This window comes from Clostridioides sp. LIBA-7678 (assembly GCF_056716065.1).
Map to the genome: position 1 here is coordinate 1,769,645 of NZ_CP196987.1, position 19,432 is coordinate 1,789,076.

The following is a 19,432-nucleotide window of genomic DNA, read 5'->3' on the forward strand; positions in this document are numbered from 1 at the left end:
GTATATAAATATCAATGTAATACATAAATTTCAATATATTGGAGGTAAATTTATGGAATTTGTACATATAGGTGTCATAACAGACAAACCACAAGAACATGAGGAATTTAATGAAGAATTAAAGGTTTATATAACAGACCCAAAATATACAGAGTTTAAATATGAATACTTGAGATTTGTCGAAGGAAGTCCACTTCCAGAAATAATGCAAAAGAATCCTCATGTTGCATATAAAGTAAAAAATATGGATAAATACTTGAGTGAGAATGAAGTAATTGTAGAACCTTTTAATGTAGGAGATAACTTGAAATGTGCATTTATAATTAATGGTGGTTTTATAATTGAATTAATGCAAGAATGTTGATATTTAAGCTAAAAAGTCTAGGATTTTTCTAGACTTTTTTTATTATTAATACAACTTGACAAAATTTATTTAATGATATAATTTTAATTTATAATCAACTTTGAAAGGATGAAAATATGACTATTGATAATGAAATGTTGAAATTGGTAGAAGTATCAAAAATGTATTATGAAGAAAATAAAACTCAAGCAGAAATTGCAAAAATCTTAGGTGTATCAAGACCCTTAGTAAGTAAGATGTTAAATAGAGCAAAAGAGATTGGAATAGTAAAAATAGAAATTAGAGAATTGTTTTCTAGTAATGATTTATTGATGAATCAAATAAAAGATATTTTTAGTATTAAAGGTGGGTTAATAGTTCCTGAAGCTAAAACTGAATATATAACTCAACAAACTATACTAAGTCATGGAATAAAGTACATAAAAGAAGAATTAAATAAGGTCAGTAATGTAGGAATAGGGTGGGGTTATATTATAGGTAATATAATGGAAGAAATGCAAAAGAATGATGATAATTGTATTTTTAAAGGAGAGGTATATCCATTAGTTGGGATGGCAAATATACCAAACAAAGGATATCATCCTAATGAGTTAATATCTGTATTTTCAAATAGTACAGGATTTAGTCCTGTATTTTTATATGCGCCTGCATTCCCAACTAGTAGTGAAGAAAGAGATATATATTTGAAAACTGAAAATTATCAAAGTATGGAGAAAAAATGGGATAATATTGACACAATAATTTTATCCATAGATAATTACCCACAGGTACCAGACCAAGCTACTGCAATTAGATTTGGGAAAAAGCTTACAAAAGAGAAGGCAGTAGGTTCATTTTTATCTTATTATTTTAATAAGTATGGGGAAATAATTAAAAGTGATAATGACTATGTTATACAAATACCTCTTGAAAAATTAAAAAAAGCAAAAAAGGTTATAGCCATATGTTCAGATTCTAGTGTAAGTGCAATAACAGGTGCATTGAAGACTGGATACATAACACACATAATAACTGATGAGAAAAAAGCGACACAAATAATTATAAACAAATAATAAATTACATAAAATTAAATTTATTTACAAGAAAATCTTATAAAATATGTTATAATTAATAGAAAATTGTCATATAATTACTTAAAGAGTACTATTGTAAATAACATTGAGAGGTAGTGGTTAGGATATGGATACCCATAATAAATATGTAAATTTTATAAAAAATATACCTGTTCCTTTTTTATATTGTAAAGTTATAAAGGAACAAGAAAATATAGAGTATCGAGTAGAATATATAAGTAAAGGTATGGGGAAAATATTAAAATTAGAAGAAGGACTTTGTGACGAAAATATATTAGATTTATTACCTGTATTTAAAGCCAAGAAATATTTTAATGAGTTATTTTCAGATAATGTAAACTGTGTAAAAAGATATATACCAACACTTAAAAATTGGATAAACATAAAAAAACAAATAATAGGAGAATCACATATAATTTTGTATTTTTGCAAGATTGTATTTGATTACAGACAAGTAATCGATTCTTTTAATAAAAAAGAAAAAATAGCCTATATAAAAGATGAAGAAGGCATATACATAGATTGTAGCGAAAATTTAGTTCCAATATTAAATAATAATATTAAAACAACAAAAGATATATTTGGGAAGAATGATGTAGAAGTATGGGGAGAAAGCACCGGAAAATTATTTAGGAATGATTATATAGAAGGTGTATCGAGTAAAAAAAGATTTTTACAAAATCTATTTGAATACAAAGAAACATTCTTCATGGTTGAAAAATATTTTTTGTATGATGAAGATGAACTTTTGGGAACTATAGGAATAATAGATAATATAATATATAGTGGAAATAGTAACAAAAACTATAATTCAAAAAACTTAATGAAGATGATTGAACATTCAATTCCAGAGAATATGTTTTATAAAGATGTGTATGGAAATTACATTGGATTTAATTCAGGTTTTTTAAATTTAGCTTGTATGAATAAAGAAGAATTATTAGGAAAGAATAGTTATAAAATATCAACAGAAGAATCTTTAATAGATAGGATACTTAAAAGTGATAAAGATGTAGTTGAAAATAAAAAGGTGGTTACATTCGAATCAAATATAAGTATGAACAATGAAAATAAGTGTATTGAGATTACAAAAAGACCATTTTTTGATAGTTATGGAAGTGTTATTGGAATAATTGGAACAGCAAGAGATATAAGCAGAAGAAAAAAATTAGAAGAAGAAATGGATAAAAACAAAATGGAGTTCTTTGCAAATTTGTCTCATGAACTTAGAACCCCCATAAATTTAATCTCGTCTTCATTACAATTAATAGAAAGAAAAGAAGCAGATTTAATAGAATCAAATGATACTTTAAAAAGAAATCTAGGTATGATAAAACAGAATGGAAATAGAATATTAAGATTGGTTAATAATTTTATAGACTTTACAAAAATGCAGTCAGGATATTTAGATTTCAAACCAGAAGAATCCGATATAATTTCATTTATAGAGGATATATGTATGTCTGTAGCTGATTTCGCAAGTCAAAATAACATACAACTTACATTTGATACAGAAATAGAAGAATTTACTATGTTATTTGATTCAGAAAAATTGGAAAGAATAATATTAAATTTGCTTTCTAATGGAATTAAGTATAATAAAGAAAATGGAGAGATAAATATATTTTTATGTGTGAAAGATGATATGTTTAAAATGAAAATATCTGACAGTGGAATAGGTATACCAAAAGAAAAAATAGATAAGATATTTAATAGATTTGAACAAATTGATAATGAACTTTCTTATAGGGTTAAAGGAAGTGGAATTGGCCTTTCACTAGTGAAATCTTTAGTTGAATTACATGATGGAAGTATATGTTTAAATAGTCAACTTGGGATTGGAAGTGAATTTATTGTTTCATTGCCAATTAGAAGAGAAAATAATACTGAAAAATGCAATTATAAAAGAGAAGTTAGCGATGAGCTAAGTAAAAAATTAGAAATAGAATTTTCGGATTTATAATTTAAGTGTAAATAGATAAAATTTTAAAAAACTATTGACAATTGTTTTAGAAGGGTTTAAAATAAATTACAACATAATAAATAAAAAAGCGATGAATAGGAAGAGTAAATCTAATTCGATTGCCAGAGAGAAGAGTCCATCGGCTGAAAGACTTTTTAAATTAGAGAGATTGAAAACTACCTAGGAGCTACTTTCTGAAGTTATCTATATTAATAGATTTTAGTAAGAATAGTCGTTAACTGCGTTAAAGTGTAAAGTGAGTTTTCATAATATATGAAAATTAAGTTAGGTGGAACCGCGGGAATAATACTCTCGTCCTTATGTTATAAGGATGGGAGTTTTTTGTTATTTAAAAATATAAATAGTAATTATAATAATCATAAAAAATATAAAAGCGATGAATAGGAAGAGTAGATTTAGTTCGACTATCAGAGAGGAAAGTTCAAAGGCTGAAAGACTTTCTAAGTTTGAAAAATTGAAAACTACCTAGGAGCTGTGGTCTGAAGTTACCTTGAAAGGTTTTAGTAAGATTAACCGTTAACTGCGTTAAAGTATAAAGTGGATTTTATCAATAAATGATGAAATCAAATTGGGTGGAACCGCGAGCATAGACTCGTCCCTTTATCTAGGGATGAGTCTATTTTTATTGCAATAAAAGATTGAAAATAAAAAAAAATCGGAAAATTATAAATTTTAGGAGGATAATAAAATGGAGAATAAAGTGAAAATTGGAGTACTAGGATATGGAACTGTAGGAAGTGGACTTATAGATATAATAGATAATAATAAAGAAAAAAGAAATATAGAAATAGTTGGAATTTTAGTTAACAATCTAGAAAAACATAAAGGTAAAAAATACTCTAATATAATAACTAATAATATAGATGATATATTTGAAAAAGATATAGATATACTTGTAGAAGTTATGGGTGGTTTAGAACCAACATTATCTTATATTAAAAAAGCTTTAAATAATAAAATTCATGTTGTTACAGCAAATAAAGATTTGCTAGCTGAATGTGGAGATGAGCTTGCAAAATTAGCAAGTGAAAATAAGGTAAGTATAAAATTTGAAGCTTCAGTTGCTGGAGGGATACCAGTATTAAAACCAATAATAGAGTCATTAGAAGGAAATAACATAGATAGTATAAATGCTATTTTAAATGGAACTACTAACTTTATATTATCTAAAATGTATGACGAGAATTTATCTTATGATATGGCGTTAAAGCAAGCTCAGGAATTAGGTTTTGCTGAAGCCAATCCAGAGTCAGATGTATTAGGATATGATGCTGCTAGAAAACTATCAATATTATCAACTCTAGCTTATGATAATAGAGTGTATTGGAAAGATGTATATTTAGAGGGAATTACAGATATAGATGAAAAAGATATTGAATATGCAAAAAAATTAAATTGTAAGATAAAATTAATTGGTCAAAGTAAGTATGAAAATGATAAAGTAAGTGCTTTTGTTAGACCTGTCCTAGTAGAAAAAGATAATATACTTGCTAGAATAGACAATGAATTTAATGCTGTTATAGTAAATGGCGATTCAGTAGGAGAAGTTTCTTTTGTAGGTAAGGGAGCTGGAAGTCTAGCAACAGGAAGTGCAGTTTATTCAGATGTGATTGATATAATAGATAATAGAGTTTCAAGTATAGATTCTTTTACTAAAGATAAAATACAGGTTAATAAGATAGTTAGAGAAAAATGTGGAGCACTTCTTAGATTTAAAAAATGTAATAAAGATGAAATATTGAATATAGTTGAGAATTGCTTAGTAAATTATGATGTTTTAAATGATGATGATGAGCTTGCTATTATGGTTTATGCTGATTCTGAGTATGAAATAAATAACAGCCTATGTCTAATAAAAGATAAGGGATATTGCGAAAAAATGAATAAAATGTTGAAAATAAGTTAAAAAAGGGAAAAAATAAGTTTATATGTAACATATTTTGATAATTTTAATACTATATACTATGAGATAAAACAAAACATCTCATAAAAAATTAAAATTAAAAGGAGAGATATGTTATATGGAAAATAAAAAATATGCAAATGGTGGTTATCCAGAAGATTGGTATGAAAGAGGAGAAGCTACAGCTAAATGGTTCCAAAATGATGGAGAAGAATATGAAAGAGCAGCATACGATGAAGATAGAGAAAGAAGAGGTTCAAACTGTGGATGTTCAAATCAAGAAGAAAATAGACCTAGAAACTGTGAAAGATTTAGAAGAGAAGCTGAAATAAGAGAAAGAGAAGCTAGAGAAGCATTCTGCGAATCTGCAGAAAGAAAAAAAGAAGCATTAGCATATGAATGTGAAGCTAGAAAATTATGGGAAAAAGCAGAAAAATACTGGGATGAATATTCTGAGTTCAATTATAGAGGAATAGAATATTTAGCAGAAGCTGCTAGATTATTTGATAAAGGTATGGAATGTGAAGCTAGAAGAAATGGAAATAATGGTGGAAACAACAATTGTTGCCATAAATGCCATAAACCTAACTGTAACTGTGGTAGAAAATAAAAGAATTTCATTGACAAATCAATAGTTAAAATATATCATATTATGTATAATAAAGAGAAAATTCAGAAAAAAATTAATGATTAGAAGAAATATAAGTATAGTTATTAGACAAATAGTGCTCAGTTAGTGAGGTGAGTACAATATGATTAGACTCCCATCCTCTAGCTTTTAATAGAGGGTGGGAGTTTTTATTTATTGATTAAAAAATAGCTACGCACACTTGTGACTTTAGTCGTGAGTTAGTAGCTAAAATAGTCAGCATATAGGGAAACTTATATGTAGAGATAGGATATAACCTATCCAATACTACTTGAATTGCTGGAAACCCCTAAAGCTAACCAAACTAAAACATAAGGATGAAATAAACCTAAGTGTGAAAGTCACGAAAGTAGAAAAAATTGGTTAGATGGTATAAGGTTAAACCCTAAGTACTTTAAAATGGGCAATCAGCAGGTAAGCTCCTAAGTAGGAGAAACTTCAACGACTATTCCTCTTGAGGGAAGTACACTACAAGTTATCGGTAGTGGAAGTGGGTAGACCTTAACGGATAATACCGAAGGATAAGATATAGTCTGTGCTTACATGAAAGTGTAAGAAGTTCATAAGAGAACTGCATAGGTAGTAGCGAACTTATGTGAACGACAACCTCAAAAATGATAAAAGTTAGGACTTACGGTTCTTACATATGTTATTTAAAAATAAATATAAAAACCTTTAAAATACTTGTTTAAAAAAATTGACCTTGTTAATATTAGGATGGGTGAGTAAAAATTGAAGTAGCTCAGATATGTATAAATACCATATAGTATGGTGTGTAAAATATAGACATCCAGTACTACATAATCATAAAAAACAAGTAAAGTGAGGTGATAGTAGTGGAAAAAGCATATAAGTTTAGAATGTATCCAAATAAAAAACAGCAAGAGTTAATTAACAAAACTTTTGGATGTTGTAGATTTGTATATAATAAATATCTTGCTAAAAAAATAGAAGTTTATGAAAATGATAAAGAAACTTTTACTTATAAACAGTGCAGTTCTGATTTGACCAATTTAAAAAGAGAATTAGAGTGGCTTAAAGAACCTGACAAATTTTCACTACAAAATACCTTAAAAGATTTAGAAAATGCATATAAAAAATTCTTTAAAGAAAATACAGGATTTCCTAAATTTAAATCAAAGAAAACTAATAGATTTTCATATAGAACAAACTTTACAAATGGAAATATTCTGTACCTTAGTCAATATATAAAATTACCTAAACTTGGTATGGTTAAAGTAAGGGATAAACAAATACCTCAAGGAAGAATACTTAATGCTACTATATCCAAAGAACCAAGTGGAAAATATTATGTATCATTATGTTGTACTGATATAGATATTAAAGCATTTGAAAATACTAATAGTCAGATAGGTTTAGATTTAGGAATTAAAGAATTTTGTATCTCAAGTTGTGGAGACTTTATAGAAAATCCTAAGTATCTTCAGAAGTCATTAAACAAACTTGCTAAATTACAAAGAGAACTATCGAGAAAAACAATTGGTAGTTTAAATAGAAATAAAGCAAGATTAAAAGTTGCAAGACTTCAAGAGCATATAGCTAATCAAAGGAAGGATTTTCTACAAAAACTATCTACTAAATTAATACGAGAGAATGATATTATTTGCTTAGAGGATTTACAAGTAAAGAATATGACTAGAAATAGTAAACTATCTCGCTTAATTTCTGATGTGTCATGGTCAGAATTTATTCGTCAATTAGAATACAAGGCTAATTGGTATGGTAGACAAATTGTAAAGGTAGGTAGATTCTTTGCAAGTTCACAAATATGCAATAAATGTGGGTACAAAAACGAGGAAGTTAAGAATTTAAATATAAGAGAATGGATTTGTCCTTGTTGTAATGTAACTCACGATAGAGACATAAATGCGAGTATAAATATACTAAAAGAAGGATTAAGACTAATAACAGTTTAAAATAGATAATGTATGTAAGAACCGTAGGAACTACGGGGATAGCCTGTGGAGAATTAGTAAGACATATTTCAGTATGCAAAATTCTATGAAACAGGAACCCTGTGACTTTAGTCATGGGAGGTTCAGGTATCTTAAATGAGAATAATATTGTAAAACTAGGAGGTAAAAAATGAAAAGCATCAAAACATCAAGTACAAAAGAAAAGGTAGATGAAAAGGTTTTAAGAGAGCAAGTAAGTTCTATAATAGAAGATATAAGAAGAAATAAGGATGTTGCACTTAGAAAATACAATGATAAGTTTGATAAAAATACAAGATATGAATTTAGAATTACTAAAGAAGAGATAAAAGAAGCTTATAAACATGTAGATAATGAATTTATAAATAATCTGAAGATTGCTGCTGAAAATATAAGAGAATTTGCTAAAGCTCAAAAATCAAGTTTTGAAAATTCTTTTGAAAAAGAAATTTATCCAGGTGTAATCTTAGGTCAAACTAATATTCCAATAGAATCATGCCTTGCATATGTTCCAGGTGGGCAATATCCATTATTTTCAACAGCACTTATGCTTATAATACCTGCAAAAGTTGCAGGTGTAAAAAGAATAGTAGCATGTTCGCCAACTATGAAAAATACTGAAGATATAAATCCTAAAACCTTGGTAGCTATGGACATAGCAGGGGCTGATGAAATATATGCAACTGGAGGTGTCCAAGCTATAGCAGCATTTACATATGGTACAGAAAAGATTAATCCAGTTGACATAATTGTAGGACCAGGAAATAAATTTGTAACTGAAGCTAAAAGACAGTGTTATGGTCAAGTGGGAATTGATTTTGTAGCTGGTCCAAGTGAAGTTCTTATAATAGCTGATGAAACTTCAAATCCAGTTTATATTGCAGCTGATTTATTAGCACAATGTGAGCATGATTTAAATGCAAGAGGTATATTATTGACAAATAGCTTAGAAATAGCAAATGAAGTTGAGAAAAATATAAAAATTATGTTAGAAGATTTACCAACAAAAGATATAGCATATAGTTCATGGGAGAATAATGGAGAGATAATTTTAGTTGATGATATTGAGGAAGCTATTAAAATAAGTAATTTTTATGCACCAGAACATTTAGAAGTTGCAGTAGAGAAGTATGATGAGATTTGTGATAAATTAATTAACTATGGTTCTCTATTTATTGGAAATCTTTCTGCAGAAGTATTTGGTGACTATGTTTCAGGTACAAATCATACATTACCAACACTTAAAGCATCAAGATACACAGGTGGTGTTTGGGTTGGTACATTTATAAAAACTTGTACAAAGCAGATATTGAATGAAAAGGCTATAAAAGAATTAGCTCCTGTTGCAGAAAAGTTAGCAAAAGAAGAGGGACTGTATGCTCATGCAAAGGCAGCTGAAGTTAGGTTTAAAAAATAGATTTTAAAAGACTTGTTTTTAAATCAGCTATTTCAATAGAAACGTCATTTCATAATAATTTTAGATTATATTGAAATGGCTTTTTTATTGAAAATTTATTGACAAATTTGTATTGAAGATATTATACTAAACTTAATAAATAAAGTTTATAAAGTAAGGTGTTGTTTATGAAAAATATAGTTGGAAAGCCACAAACGATAAAAAAAGTAAATGAAGATTTAATAAAAAACATTATAAAAAATGAAGGTCCTATAACGAAGCCAGAAATTTCAAGTATTACTGAATTGAGTTTAGCTACAGTTAATAAAATTGTAGAACAATTAGCCTTAAAAAATGAGGTCAAAGTAAGTGGATTAAGTGAGTCTACTGGAGGAAGAAGAGCACAATTATTTGAAATAAATGCAAATTTGGAACACATAATAGCTTTATATTATTATAGAAATAGCTGTATAGGAGTAGTTGCAAATTTATTAGGGGAGATAACTTATCAAGAGGAATTTGACATAAGAATGGATACCTATGAAAACGTTAACCAAGATACTTTTTTTGTTATAGATACTTTAATAGAAAAGGTAAGAGAAAACAGTATAAGAGCTATTGGGATTGGAGTTCCAGGAGTTGTAAAAAATGGTGTGGTTAAGAATATACCAACTATAAAAAGTTGGGAAGGTATAAACCTAGAGACTTTAATAAAGAGTAAATACAATACTAAAGTATTTATAGAAAATGATACAAATATTACTACTATTGGAATTTACCAAAAACAGTATAAAGATGAATATAAAAATATGGCTCTTATGTATTTAGAAGATGGTATTGGTTCAGGGATAGTTATAAATGGCGAGTTATATTTAGGTTCCACAAATTTTGCTGGAGAATTAAGTTATTTAAATATGGAGTTTAATAAGTATAATTATGAAAACTTAAATATTGAAGATTATATTTTAAGTTTAAGAAAAAGATATTTGGAGAGCAAGGATAATAATTTTAAAAAAGAAGTCTTATCAATAATATCAAATTTTGTAAGAACTCTTGTATGTGTCTTAAATCCACAAGCTATGATTATACAATGCAGTATATTAACTGAGGCTGATATGGAATTTATAGAGAAAGATGTAAGTAAGAGTGTGGGAGAAGAAAATTTCCCTAAATTAATAAAAGTAGAGTCACTGAGAGAAGGAAGTATAAATGGAGTAATTAGTATGTGTTTAAAAGAAACTGACTATCAATATTCCTTGTCTAATAAAAAAGGAGGATATTAATGTGAGATATTTGATTTCAATAGATGGAGGAGGAACAAAGACAAAATTTTGTGTAAGTGATTTAGATGGAAACATACTTAAAGAGTACACTACTGGTTCAACTAATTACAAGTCAGTTGGAATACAAAAAACATATGAAAATATTAATAATGGGTTTGAGAAAATATTAAAAGATTTGCATATTAATTATGATGATATTGAGTACACTGTATTTGGGATATCAGGATGTGATTCTCCTAATGATTATAAAATTATAATGGATGAGATATTAAAAATTGGACTTAATAAAGAAAAAATGTATCTAGTAAATGATGCAGTGTTAGCCTTTTATGCACAAACTGATACTCCTGGTTTAGTAATTGTAGCTGGGACAGGTTCGATTGTATTAGGAATTAGAGAAGATGGAGAAATATATAGAGTTGGTGGATGGGGATATAATTTTAGTGATTTGGGCTCTGGATATGATATAGGAAGAAAATTATTAAAGAAGGTCTTACTTTATTGTGATGAGTGTCATGAGTATAGTGATTTATTTAATTGTATCTTATATTTCTTTAATGCAGATAGCTTTGAAAAACTTACATATATGATTACTGAAATAAATAACAATGTTGAAATAGCAAATTTAGCTTCATTAGTGATTGATTGCGCTGAACAAGGAGATAAATTAGCTATTGAAATATTAAGAGAGTCATCAATTGAATTATCTAAATTAGCTCAAGTAATATTAGGTAAAATCTATAATTCAATGAAAAAGGATAAAAATGAAATAAATATAGTCTTGTCTGGTGGAACATTAAACAGAACTATATATGCTCAAATGTTAATGAATAATTTAAAAGCAGAAAACATAGATAAAAAATTAAACTTTATACTTCAAGAAAATCAGCCTGTATATGGAGGTATAAGACTTGCTATGGCATTAGCTGATAGGAGGGTCAAACATGGATAGAAAAAAAGTGATAGTACAAATTTTTACAGGTGGATTTAAAAATAAAGAAATAAAATTTAATGATATAAAATGTAAGCTATTAGAATTGATGGAATATATTGATATAGAAAAGGTTATCATGGGTTGGAATGTAGATAAAGAGTTATATATAAAAACTAAAAAATTGTTAAATAAATATAGTGTTGAATTATATCTTTGGTTACCATGCTTTTCGGAAATAGGATTGCTTGAAAAAAGTAATTTACTAATTGATTATACTGGAAAAGAAGTTAAGGGATATACTTTACAAGAAGATGAGAACTTTGAATTTTATTGTCCAAATAATAAGGAAAATATAGAAAATGTAAAGAAAATATATAGTACTTATTTTAGTGAAATTGAATTTGATGGAATTTTTCTAGATAAGATAAGGTATGCTTCTTTTTCGAATAAGTTAAATGGTGTTTTTAATTGTTTTTGTAAAGATTGTTTAAATATATATGAAAAAAATAATATAGATAAAAAGTCATTAATAATAGAAATGAATAATGTATCTAACAAAGTGATAAGTAATAAAGATACTCCATTTGGCATAACAGAATACATTAATGGAAAATACAAATTTAAAAATAAAATATGGGAAAATTTTTTCGAAATAAAAAATCAAAGTATATACAATGCACTAGTAGATATAAGTAGTTATTTTAAAGATAAAGGATTGAAAATAGGCATAGATACTTTTTCTCCCTTTATTTCTTACTTTACAGGTCAAGATTTAGAAAGGCTACAAGAGGTAGCTGATTTTATAAAACCGATGATGTATAGAATTACAAAAGCTCCAGCAGGTTTACCATTTGAATTTGAAAAACTTATTGATGAATCTGTACAGGAAAATAAAGAGATTGTAAAACAAAAATTCTTAGATATTTTAGGGATTACAGAGTATGAAGGGGATGTATATCCTATAAAATTTGTACTAGAAGAAATAAATTTTATGACAAAAAATCTTACTAAAGATATATATGTAGGCATTGAAATTAATAAAAAAGAAATTATAGCTCCTGTTACACCTAAATATATAAGTGAAAATATTTTAAATATAAATAAGACAGCAGTAAAAGGATATGTTTTATCTTGGGACTTGTTATCAGCACCAAAAGAAAATATTGATGAAATTATAAAATGGTTTAGGAATTAGTGGGGTGATATAGTGAGTAAAATATTGGAAATGCAACAAATATTTAAAAGTTTTGGAAAAGTAGATGTTTTAAATGGTATAGATTTCGAATTAGAAAAGGGAGAAGTAAGAGCTCTTTTGGGAGCTAATGGTGTAGGAAAATCTACACTTATTAAAATTTTAGGAGGAGTTCATGCTCAAACTAAAGGTAAAGTAATCCTAAAGGGTAAAGAAATTATGTTTAAAAATCCACATCATTCTAAAGAAAATGGTATTAGTATAATTTATCAAGAATTAAGTTTAATACCAACACTTACAGTTATAGAAAACGTTTTTCTTGGTAGAGAAACTTTAAAGGGAATTGTGTTTTTAAATAAGAAAGATATGCTAGAAGAATATATGAAGATTTGTGAAGATTTTGATTTTAATATAGACCCACATATAGTAGTGTCCAATTTGAGCGTAGCAAATCAACAAATGGTTGAGATAATGAAAGCAGTTTCATGTAATTCTGAAATTATCATAATGGATGAGCCAACAACATCACTTACTAATAATGAAAAAGAAGGATTGTTTAAAATAATAAACAGATTAAAATCTAAAGGTAAAACTATAGTTTATATTTCTCATATATTAGAGGAAGTGTTTAAGGTATGTGATAGTACAAGTATAATGAAAAATGGAGTTATGATTGGAACTTATGATGTAAAAGATTTAAATAAATTAAAAATAACTCAACTTATGACAGGTGATGATAATCACAAACTTATTGAGAAAAAGGATTATACATTTGCAAAGTATGAAGAACCCCCAGTACTAGAAGTTGAGAATATAAGTTGGTCTAATAAAATAAAAGATGTTTCATTTAAAGTTTATAGAGGTGAAGTTGTAGGTCTTGCAGGTCTTGTAGGTTCAAGAAGAACTGAAATAATAAATTTGATATTTGGGATAGAGAATAAAGATAGTGGAGATATATTTATTAATGGTAAAAAAGTAGATATAACATCTCCTAAAATTGCTATAAAGAATAAAATAGGATTGATTCCTGAAGATAGAAAAAATCTGGGGTTAATTTTAGAGCAGGCTATATATACTAATTCAGCATCAGTACAAATTGACAAATTTAAGAAACTGTTGTTTATAGATAGAAATAGAGAAATTGAATTTTCTAAAAAAGGAGTTAAAGAACTAGGAATAAAAATTAGTGATGTAAAACAAGAGGTAAAGGAACTTAGTGGTGGAAACCAACAAAAAGTAGTAGTTTCTAAATGGCTGGACAAAGATTTAGATTTAATAATATATGATGAACCGACAAAAGGAATAGATATTGCTGCGAAAGAAGATATTTTTAATACAATAAAGGAATTTTCAAGTAAAGGAATAGGAGTAATATTTATATCTTCTGATTTAGAAGAAGTAATAAGAGTAAGTGATAGAATTTTAGTAACTAGAGAAGGTTCTATTGTAGATGATTTAAAAAATGAAAATATAAAGGTTCAAGACATAATGAACAGTATATTTAATGTATAAAAAATGAAAATGGAGGACTGAGATGAAAAAGGCTTTTGAGAAATTGAATTTAAGAGATTATGGAGTATTGCTAGGTTTTTTGGCTTTATGTATAGCCATAAGCATTGCAACTCCATCATTTTTAGGTAAGCAAAATATACTTAATCTTTTACGACAATCTTCTATAATTGGAATAATTTCAGCAGGTATGACTTTTGTTATAATATCTGGCAACTTTGATATATCAGTTGGAGCAGTAGCAGCTCTTGCAGGTGCTATAACAATGAAATTTGCAACTGGTGGAACTAACTTGCTTGTATCTATGTTTTTAGGTATAGCAATTTGTGCAGTAATAGGATTAATCAATGGGATAGTAGTTGCCAAGATAAATGTACCATCGCTAATAGCCACTATGGCTATGGTCACTATTGTAAGAGGATTACTATTGATGCTTACAGGAGGATATCCAATTACTGAAAATATACCAATACTTGATTACATTGGAAATGGATACTTGTTTAATATACCAATACCAGTAGTAATTTTCTTTATAGTAGTGTTAGTTTCATTTATTGTACTTAATAAAACTAAGTTTGGTAGATATGTTTATTCTGTAGGGGGAAATCAAGAAGCAAGTAAACTTAATGGTATAAATGTAGACTCTCATAAAATAAAAGTATTTATTATTAATGCTATACTTGCAGGGATAGCTGGTATTGTACTAACTGGAAGACTTGGGACTGCAACTGCAATTGCAGGTGAAGGGTATGATATGGATGCAATTGCATCTGTAGTAATAGGAGGTACGTCAGTAGCAGGAGGCTCTGGCTCTGTACTTAAAACTGTTATAGGTGTGTTACTTATGAGTGTTATAAACAACAGTTTTAACCTTCTTGGAATAGATGTATATTTCCAATACATATTTAAAGGATTAATAATTTTAGCAGCAGTTGGATTTGATTCTTATAGCAAGAAGAAGCTTGCTTCAAGATAAAAAATAAGGAGGGATTTTTTTATGAAAAAATTAATGAAACATTTAGCATTGTTGCTATCACTTGTTATGATATTTGGTTTGGTTGGTTGTTCAAATGGTGGTGACAAAGAAAAAAATGGAGAAAAGAAAATAGCAGTATTACTACCAGGTTCAACGGGTTACTTTGTAGCAACTAAACAAGGTATAGATGCAAAATCTAAAGAATTAGGTGTAAATGTAGAATATGCAGATGCTCAATGGGATGCTAGTAAACAATTGTCACAAGCTGAAGATTTTATGGCTAAAGGTGTAGATATGATTGCATTGTGTGGAGTTGATTCTGCTGTGAGCGAGAGAATAGTTAAAGCTGCTAATGATTCAGAGGTTCCTATAATAGCATTTACAAATTCTATAGGAAGTAACCCAACAGGAGAATTCAAAGGTTTAGTTACATATATAGGACAAAATGAGGAAGAGACAGGAGCTTTAACAGGTAAAATTGCTAAAAACTTGTTAGGAGAAGCTGGTGGAAAAGCTGTGTTAATAGAAGGTGTTCCAGGGACTACTCCACAAGTATTAAGAAAAAAAGGTCTTGAAAAAGAATTAAAAGATAGCAATATACAAATAATTTATAATCAAACTTCAAATTGGGAAAAAGAACAAGCTTTAAAAGTAACAGAAGACTTAATTCAAAAGAAAACTGATTTTAATGTTATAATATGCCAAGACGATAACTCTGCTACAGGAGCAGGACAAGCCTTAAAGGATGCTGGTCTTAAAGATAAAGTTAAAGTTATAGGTTTGGGTGGAAGTAAAGATGGATTAAAAGCTATAACTGATGGATTAATAGATGGAACAACATATATGTCTGCAGTGGAAGAAGGAGCATTAGTTGTAGAAAAAGCATCTAAGATTTTAAAAGGTGAAAAAGTAGAACCTGTTACACAAATTAAGCAAGTTGAAGTTAACAAGGATAACATTTCAGAATTTAAAGGTGAGTGGTAAAAGATAGTAAATAAAATTTGTAGAGTTACTTTATATAGTTTCTAAAGTAACTCTTTTTTTGTGGACTTAGTTATAGATTGTTGGATAGTATTTCTAAACAAATAAAAAATTAATATAAACAAAGACTTAATTATACTAAATTATAAGTCAAATTAATATAAACTTTTGTAAAAAAGGAAAACGTCTGAGGTGTTGGAATGACTGTGTTATATACATAGGTTTAAAAAAACATAAAAAAACATAAAAAAATTGTTGAAAAAAACATAAAAATTTTGTATAATTAAAGATTTGAAAAGTGCGGTATACAAAGCCATTTCTTTTGTATATAATATATATAAATTAAGAAAAAGGAAGGGATATGTATGGCCAGGCGGTTATTTTTAGAAAGGATTGGACTTATATTTTTAGGTTCAGCAATATTGGCATTTGGAGTTTACAATTTTTATTATTTAAACAACATAACAGAAGGTGGAGTGTTAGGTATTTTACTACTGCTAAAAAATTTATTCAATATACAGCCAGCAATAGCAAATGTTGTAATAGATGGTTTACTACTTTTAGTAGGATATAAATTTTTCGGTAAAAAATTCCTTATATATTCAATAGTAGCTTCTATAACTTTTTCAGTGTTATATGATTTATTTGAAGCTATAGGACCTCTGGTACCACAATCACAAAATATGCTTTTATCAACTGTTTTAGCAGGTGTAACTGTTGGAACTGGTGTAGGTATAGTAGTAAAAGCAGGTTGTGCATCAGGAGGAGACGATGCTTTAGCATTAGTAATTTCTAAGACTACATCTTTGAACATAGGGCAAGTTTATTTAGCAACAGATGTTATTGTATTGTTGTTATCATTATTTTATCTGTCAGCATTTGATATATTTTATTCGTTAATTGCTGTTACAATTAGTGGTAAAGTAATTGATTTTATTTATTATCATGGCAAAAGTTTAGATATGGATATAAGTAATGACATAGTTCCAGAATGTTAATATAAATTAAATAACATTAGCTTTTATTAAAGATGGCAAATTTGCCATCTTTTTTTGCATTTATATATTTGTAGTAGGTATTTCTTAATCGAGATTTTTATAAATTTAGGATAAGAAATTGTATTGAAATTGCTAGGAATACGGTTGCTAGATGTATATTTTAAAAACTCAATTTTATATTTATGAAATACTAATCAGTAACAGATGTTTCTTAATCCTATCTTTATACCTAAAATGATAAGATAAATGAAGTAGCAATACAAAACTAAAATTTGTAAAAGAAATTAAAGTAAATGGAGGAGTTAAAATGTTGGATATAGTTATGATAGCATTGTTACTCATAGGATTTATTTCCATGAAGTTGCTTGCTGACTGGTGTGGGAAACAAACAGAAAAAAAATAATGTAATGTATGGAGGGATTACCTATGTGGTTTCTGGCAGTTGTAATTATAATGTTAATAATATATTTGGTGTATGCGCTTATTAATCCTGAAAAATTTTAAACAGTATAAGGCTAATAAGTAAGCTGAATTGGGGGGAACAATTTTTATGGTGCAGATAGTAATAGTGTTAGCGATTTTTATGATTTTAGTAATACCTATGGGCAAGTATTTATACCATATAGCTACTAATCAAAAAACATTTGGAGATGGACTATTTGATAAAGTAGACAATTGTATATATAAGGTATGTAGTATAGATAAGAAAAAAGAAATGAACTGGAAACAGTATGCCTTAGCTTTAGTATTTACAAATGCAGCTATGGTATTTATAGGATATATCATACTTAGAACTCAAAGTATGCACATCTTTAATCCAAGTGGAATTAAAGGTATGGAACAAGGTTTATCATTTAATACAATAATAAGTTTTATGACAAATACAAACCTTCAACATTATTCAGGTGAATCAGGTCTTTCATATTTTAGTCAGATGACAGTGATAATATACATGATGTTTACATCAGCAGCAACAGGATATTCAGCAGCTATGGCATTTGTAAGAGGTTTGGTTGGCAAAAAGAAAACATTGGGAAATTTTTATGTAGATTTAATTAGAATAACAACAAGAGTACTTTTACCAGGAGCTTTAATTGTTGGAATTATATTAGTTACACAAGGAGTACCACAAACTTTTGCTGGAACAGAAACAGTGACTACTATAGAAGGAAAGCTTCAAGATATAGCTAGAGGGCCTGTAGCAGCTCTTGAATCAATCAAACATTTAGGAACAAATGGTGGTGGATTCTTTGGTTCAAATTCATCACACCCATTTGAAAATCCAACTATTATATCAAATATAGTGGAAATGTTGTCTATGATGATATTACCAGGAGCTTGTGTTGTTGCATTTGGGCATATGATAAAGAATAAAAAACAAGGTTGGGTTGTGTTTGGTGCAATGTCAATCATATTTTTAATAGGTCTAGTAGTTTGTTTTAAAGCAGAGAGTGCAGGAAATCCTATTTTATCACAATTAGGACTTAGTCAAAGTATGGGAAGTATGGAAGGTAAGGAAGTTAGATTTGGTATAGCACAGTCTGCATTATTTACAACAGTAACTACTTCGTTTACAACAGGTACAGTTAATAATATGCATGATACCTTAACTCCTTTAGGAGGTTTAGTACCACTTTTGAATATGATGTTAAATGTCGTGTTTGGTGGTAAAGGTGTAGGTCTTATGAATATGTTGATGTACGCTATAATAGCAGTATTTTTATGTGGATTGATGGTAGGAAGAACGCCAGAATTTTTGACTAAGAAAATAGAAGGAAAAGAAATGAAGCTTATTGCTTTACTTATTATATTACATCCACTTTTGATACTTATGTTTTCTGGTCTTTCAGTTGCAGTACCAGCAGGGCTTGAAGGAATTTCAAATCCTGGATTCCATGGATTATCACAAGTATTATATGAATTTGCATCTTCAGCAGCTAATAATGGTTCAGGATTTGAAGGTCTAGGAGATAATACTATGTTTTGGAATATAACAACAGGCATAGTTATGTTCTTTGGAAGATATGTATCTATTATAATACTACTTGCGATATCAAGTTTATTGGCATCTAAAAAAGCTGTAAGTGAAAGTATAGGAACACTTAGAACAGATAATTTCACATTTACAATAATTTTAGTACTGGTTGTTTTAATTGTTGGTGCTTTAACATTTTTCCCAGCCTTAGCGCTTGGACCTATTTCAGAGCATCTAGTGTTATGGCACTAAAAAATTGG

17 protein-coding genes and 2 other annotated features are annotated in these 19,432 nt (G+C 28.1%); all 17 genes read left to right on the top strand.

All coding sequences use genetic code 11. The features are described from left to right. Positions 1-52: 52 nt before the first annotated feature. The 17 genes from ACTG46_RS08600 (at position 53) to kdpA (ending at position 19,424) form a co-directional block, all read left to right on the top strand. Entirely contained in the window at positions 53-364 is a 312-nt protein-coding gene (locus tag ACTG46_RS08600; protein ID WP_054270065.1) for a hypothetical protein, read from the top strand. A gap of 116 nt (positions 365-480) precedes the next feature. Then, entirely contained in the window at positions 481-1,416 is a 936-nt protein-coding gene (locus ACTG46_RS08605) for a sugar-binding transcriptional regulator (RefSeq protein ID WP_054270066.1), read from the top strand. A 127-nt stretch (positions 1,417-1,543) separates the two neighbouring features. Continuing rightward, the gene (locus ACTG46_RS08610) at positions 1,544-3,400 is read left to right on the top strand and encodes a PAS domain-containing sensor histidine kinase (RefSeq protein ID WP_479923937.1); all 1,857 of its coding nucleotides are present in this window, start codon (positions 1,544-1,546) and stop codon (positions 3,398-3,400) included. Between the two features lie 82 nt (positions 3,401-3,482). Next, positions 3,483-3,723: a binding site (T-box leader), on the top strand. Positions 3,724-3,788: 65 nt separating this feature from the next. Then, positions 3,789-4,024 (top strand) — a binding site (T-box leader). Between the two features lie 85 nt (positions 4,025-4,109). Then, the gene (locus ACTG46_RS08615) at positions 4,110-5,327 is read left to right on the top strand and encodes a homoserine dehydrogenase (protein ID WP_054270068.1); all 1,218 of its coding nucleotides are present in this window, start codon (positions 4,110-4,112) and stop codon (positions 5,325-5,327) included. A 115-nt stretch (positions 5,328-5,442) separates the two neighbouring features. After that, positions 5,443-5,934, top strand: a complete 492-nt coding sequence (cdeM, locus tag ACTG46_RS08620) for an exosporium morphogenetic protein CdeM (RefSeq protein WP_054270069.1) — start codon at positions 5,443-5,445, stop codon at positions 5,932-5,934. A 787-nt stretch (positions 5,935-6,721) separates the two neighbouring features. Next, positions 6,722-6,799: a transposase gene (locus ACTG46_RS08625; protein WP_141668768.1), complete on the top strand. Its 78-nt coding sequence runs from the start codon at positions 6,722-6,724 to the stop codon at positions 6,797-6,799. A gap of 1 nt (position 6,800) precedes the next feature. After that, positions 6,801-7,910, top strand: a complete 1,110-nt coding sequence (gene tnpB / locus ACTG46_RS08630) for an IS200/IS605 family element RNA-guided endonuclease TnpB (RefSeq protein ID WP_479922903.1) — start codon at positions 6,801-6,803, stop codon at positions 7,908-7,910. A 169-nt stretch (positions 7,911-8,079) separates the two neighbouring features. Beyond that, positions 8,080-9,345: a histidinol dehydrogenase gene (gene hisD, locus ACTG46_RS08635; RefSeq protein ID WP_479923938.1), complete on the top strand. Its 1,266-nt coding sequence runs from the start codon at positions 8,080-8,082 to the stop codon at positions 9,343-9,345. A 167-nt stretch (positions 9,346-9,512) separates the two neighbouring features. Continuing rightward, positions 9,513-10,607 carry an ROK family protein gene (locus tag ACTG46_RS08640; RefSeq protein WP_054270071.1) on the top strand — a complete coding sequence of 365 codons (1,095 nt, stop codon included), beginning with the start codon at positions 9,513-9,515 and terminating at the stop codon, positions 10,605-10,607. 1 nt (position 10,608) lies between these two features. Then, positions 10,609-11,559: an N-acetylglucosamine kinase gene (locus ACTG46_RS08645; RefSeq protein ID WP_479923939.1), complete on the top strand. Its 951-nt coding sequence runs from the start codon at positions 10,609-10,611 to the stop codon at positions 11,557-11,559. Beyond that, the gene (locus ACTG46_RS08650) at positions 11,552-12,736 is read left to right on the top strand and encodes a hypothetical protein (protein WP_074179030.1); all 1,185 of its coding nucleotides are present in this window, start codon (positions 11,552-11,554) and stop codon (positions 12,734-12,736) included. Before ACTG46_RS08645 ends, ACTG46_RS08650 begins: the two co-directional genes overlap by 8 nt. A 12-nt stretch (positions 12,737-12,748) precedes the next feature. Next, positions 12,749-14,245, top strand: a complete 1,497-nt coding sequence (locus tag ACTG46_RS08655) for a sugar ABC transporter ATP-binding protein (RefSeq protein ID WP_479923940.1) — start codon at positions 12,749-12,751, stop codon at positions 14,243-14,245. Between the two features lie 22 nt (positions 14,246-14,267). Further along, positions 14,268-15,218, top strand: a complete 951-nt coding sequence (locus ACTG46_RS08660) for an ABC transporter permease (RefSeq protein WP_054270075.1) — start codon at positions 14,268-14,270, stop codon at positions 15,216-15,218. A 21-nt stretch (positions 15,219-15,239) separates the two neighbouring features. Further along, on the top strand, positions 15,240-16,202 hold the full coding sequence (locus tag ACTG46_RS08665) for a sugar ABC transporter substrate-binding protein (RefSeq protein ID WP_223195520.1): 963 nt from the start codon (positions 15,240-15,242) through the stop codon (positions 16,200-16,202). A gap of 362 nt (positions 16,203-16,564) precedes the next feature. After that, positions 16,565-17,197: a YitT family protein gene (locus tag ACTG46_RS08670; RefSeq protein WP_021384339.1), complete on the top strand. Its 633-nt coding sequence runs from the start codon at positions 16,565-16,567 to the stop codon at positions 17,195-17,197. 426 nt (positions 17,198-17,623) lie between these two features. Continuing rightward, positions 17,624-17,701 (top strand): K(+)-transporting ATPase subunit F, encoded by a 78-nt coding sequence (gene kdpF / locus ACTG46_RS08675; protein WP_100852713.1) that lies wholly within the window; start codon positions 17,624-17,626, stop codon positions 17,699-17,701. A gap of 46 nt (positions 17,702-17,747) precedes the next feature. Beyond that, positions 17,748-19,424: a potassium-transporting ATPase subunit KdpA gene (kdpA, locus tag ACTG46_RS08680; protein WP_479923941.1), complete on the top strand. Its 1,677-nt coding sequence runs from the start codon at positions 17,748-17,750 to the stop codon at positions 19,422-19,424. Positions 19,425-19,432 lie beyond the last annotated feature (8 nt).

Bases quoted from the DNA above. Each gene is read 5' to 3' on its own strand.
- ACTG46_RS08600 (WP_054270065.1), top strand. From the start codon at position 53: ATGGAATTTGTACATATAGGTGTCATAACAGACAAACCACAAGAACAT.
- ACTG46_RS08605 (WP_054270066.1), top strand. From the start codon at position 481: ATGACTATTGATAATGAAATGTTGAAATTGGTAGAAGTATCAAAAATG.
- ACTG46_RS08610 (WP_479923937.1), top strand. From the start codon at position 1,544: ATGGATACCCATAATAAATATGTAAATTTTATAAAAAATATACCTGTT.
- ACTG46_RS08615 (WP_054270068.1), top strand. From the start codon at position 4,110: ATGGAGAATAAAGTGAAAATTGGAGTACTAGGATATGGAACTGTAGGA.
- cdeM (WP_054270069.1), top strand. From the start codon at position 5,443: ATGGAAAATAAAAAATATGCAAATGGTGGTTATCCAGAAGATTGGTAT.
- ACTG46_RS08625 (WP_141668768.1), top strand. From the start codon at position 6,722: ATGTATAAATACCATATAGTATGGTGTGTAAAATATAGACATCCAGTA.
- hisD (WP_479923938.1), top strand. From the start codon at position 8,080: ATGAAAAGCATCAAAACATCAAGTACAAAAGAAAAGGTAGATGAAAAG.
- ACTG46_RS08640 (WP_054270071.1), top strand. From the start codon at position 9,513: ATGAAAAATATAGTTGGAAAGCCACAAACGATAAAAAAAGTAAATGAA.
- ACTG46_RS08650 (WP_074179030.1), top strand. From the start codon at position 11,552: ATGGATAGAAAAAAAGTGATAGTACAAATTTTTACAGGTGGATTTAAA.
- ACTG46_RS08660 (WP_054270075.1), top strand. From the start codon at position 14,268: ATGAAAAAGGCTTTTGAGAAATTGAATTTAAGAGATTATGGAGTATTG.
- ACTG46_RS08665 (WP_223195520.1), top strand. From the start codon at position 15,240: ATGAAAAAATTAATGAAACATTTAGCATTGTTGCTATCACTTGTTATG.
- ACTG46_RS08670 (WP_021384339.1), top strand. From the start codon at position 16,565: ATGGCCAGGCGGTTATTTTTAGAAAGGATTGGACTTATATTTTTAGGT.
- kdpF (WP_100852713.1), top strand. From the start codon at position 17,624: ATGTGGTTTCTGGCAGTTGTAATTATAATGTTAATAATATATTTGGTG.
- kdpA (WP_479923941.1), top strand. From the start codon at position 17,748: ATGGTGCAGATAGTAATAGTGTTAGCGATTTTTATGATTTTAGTAATA.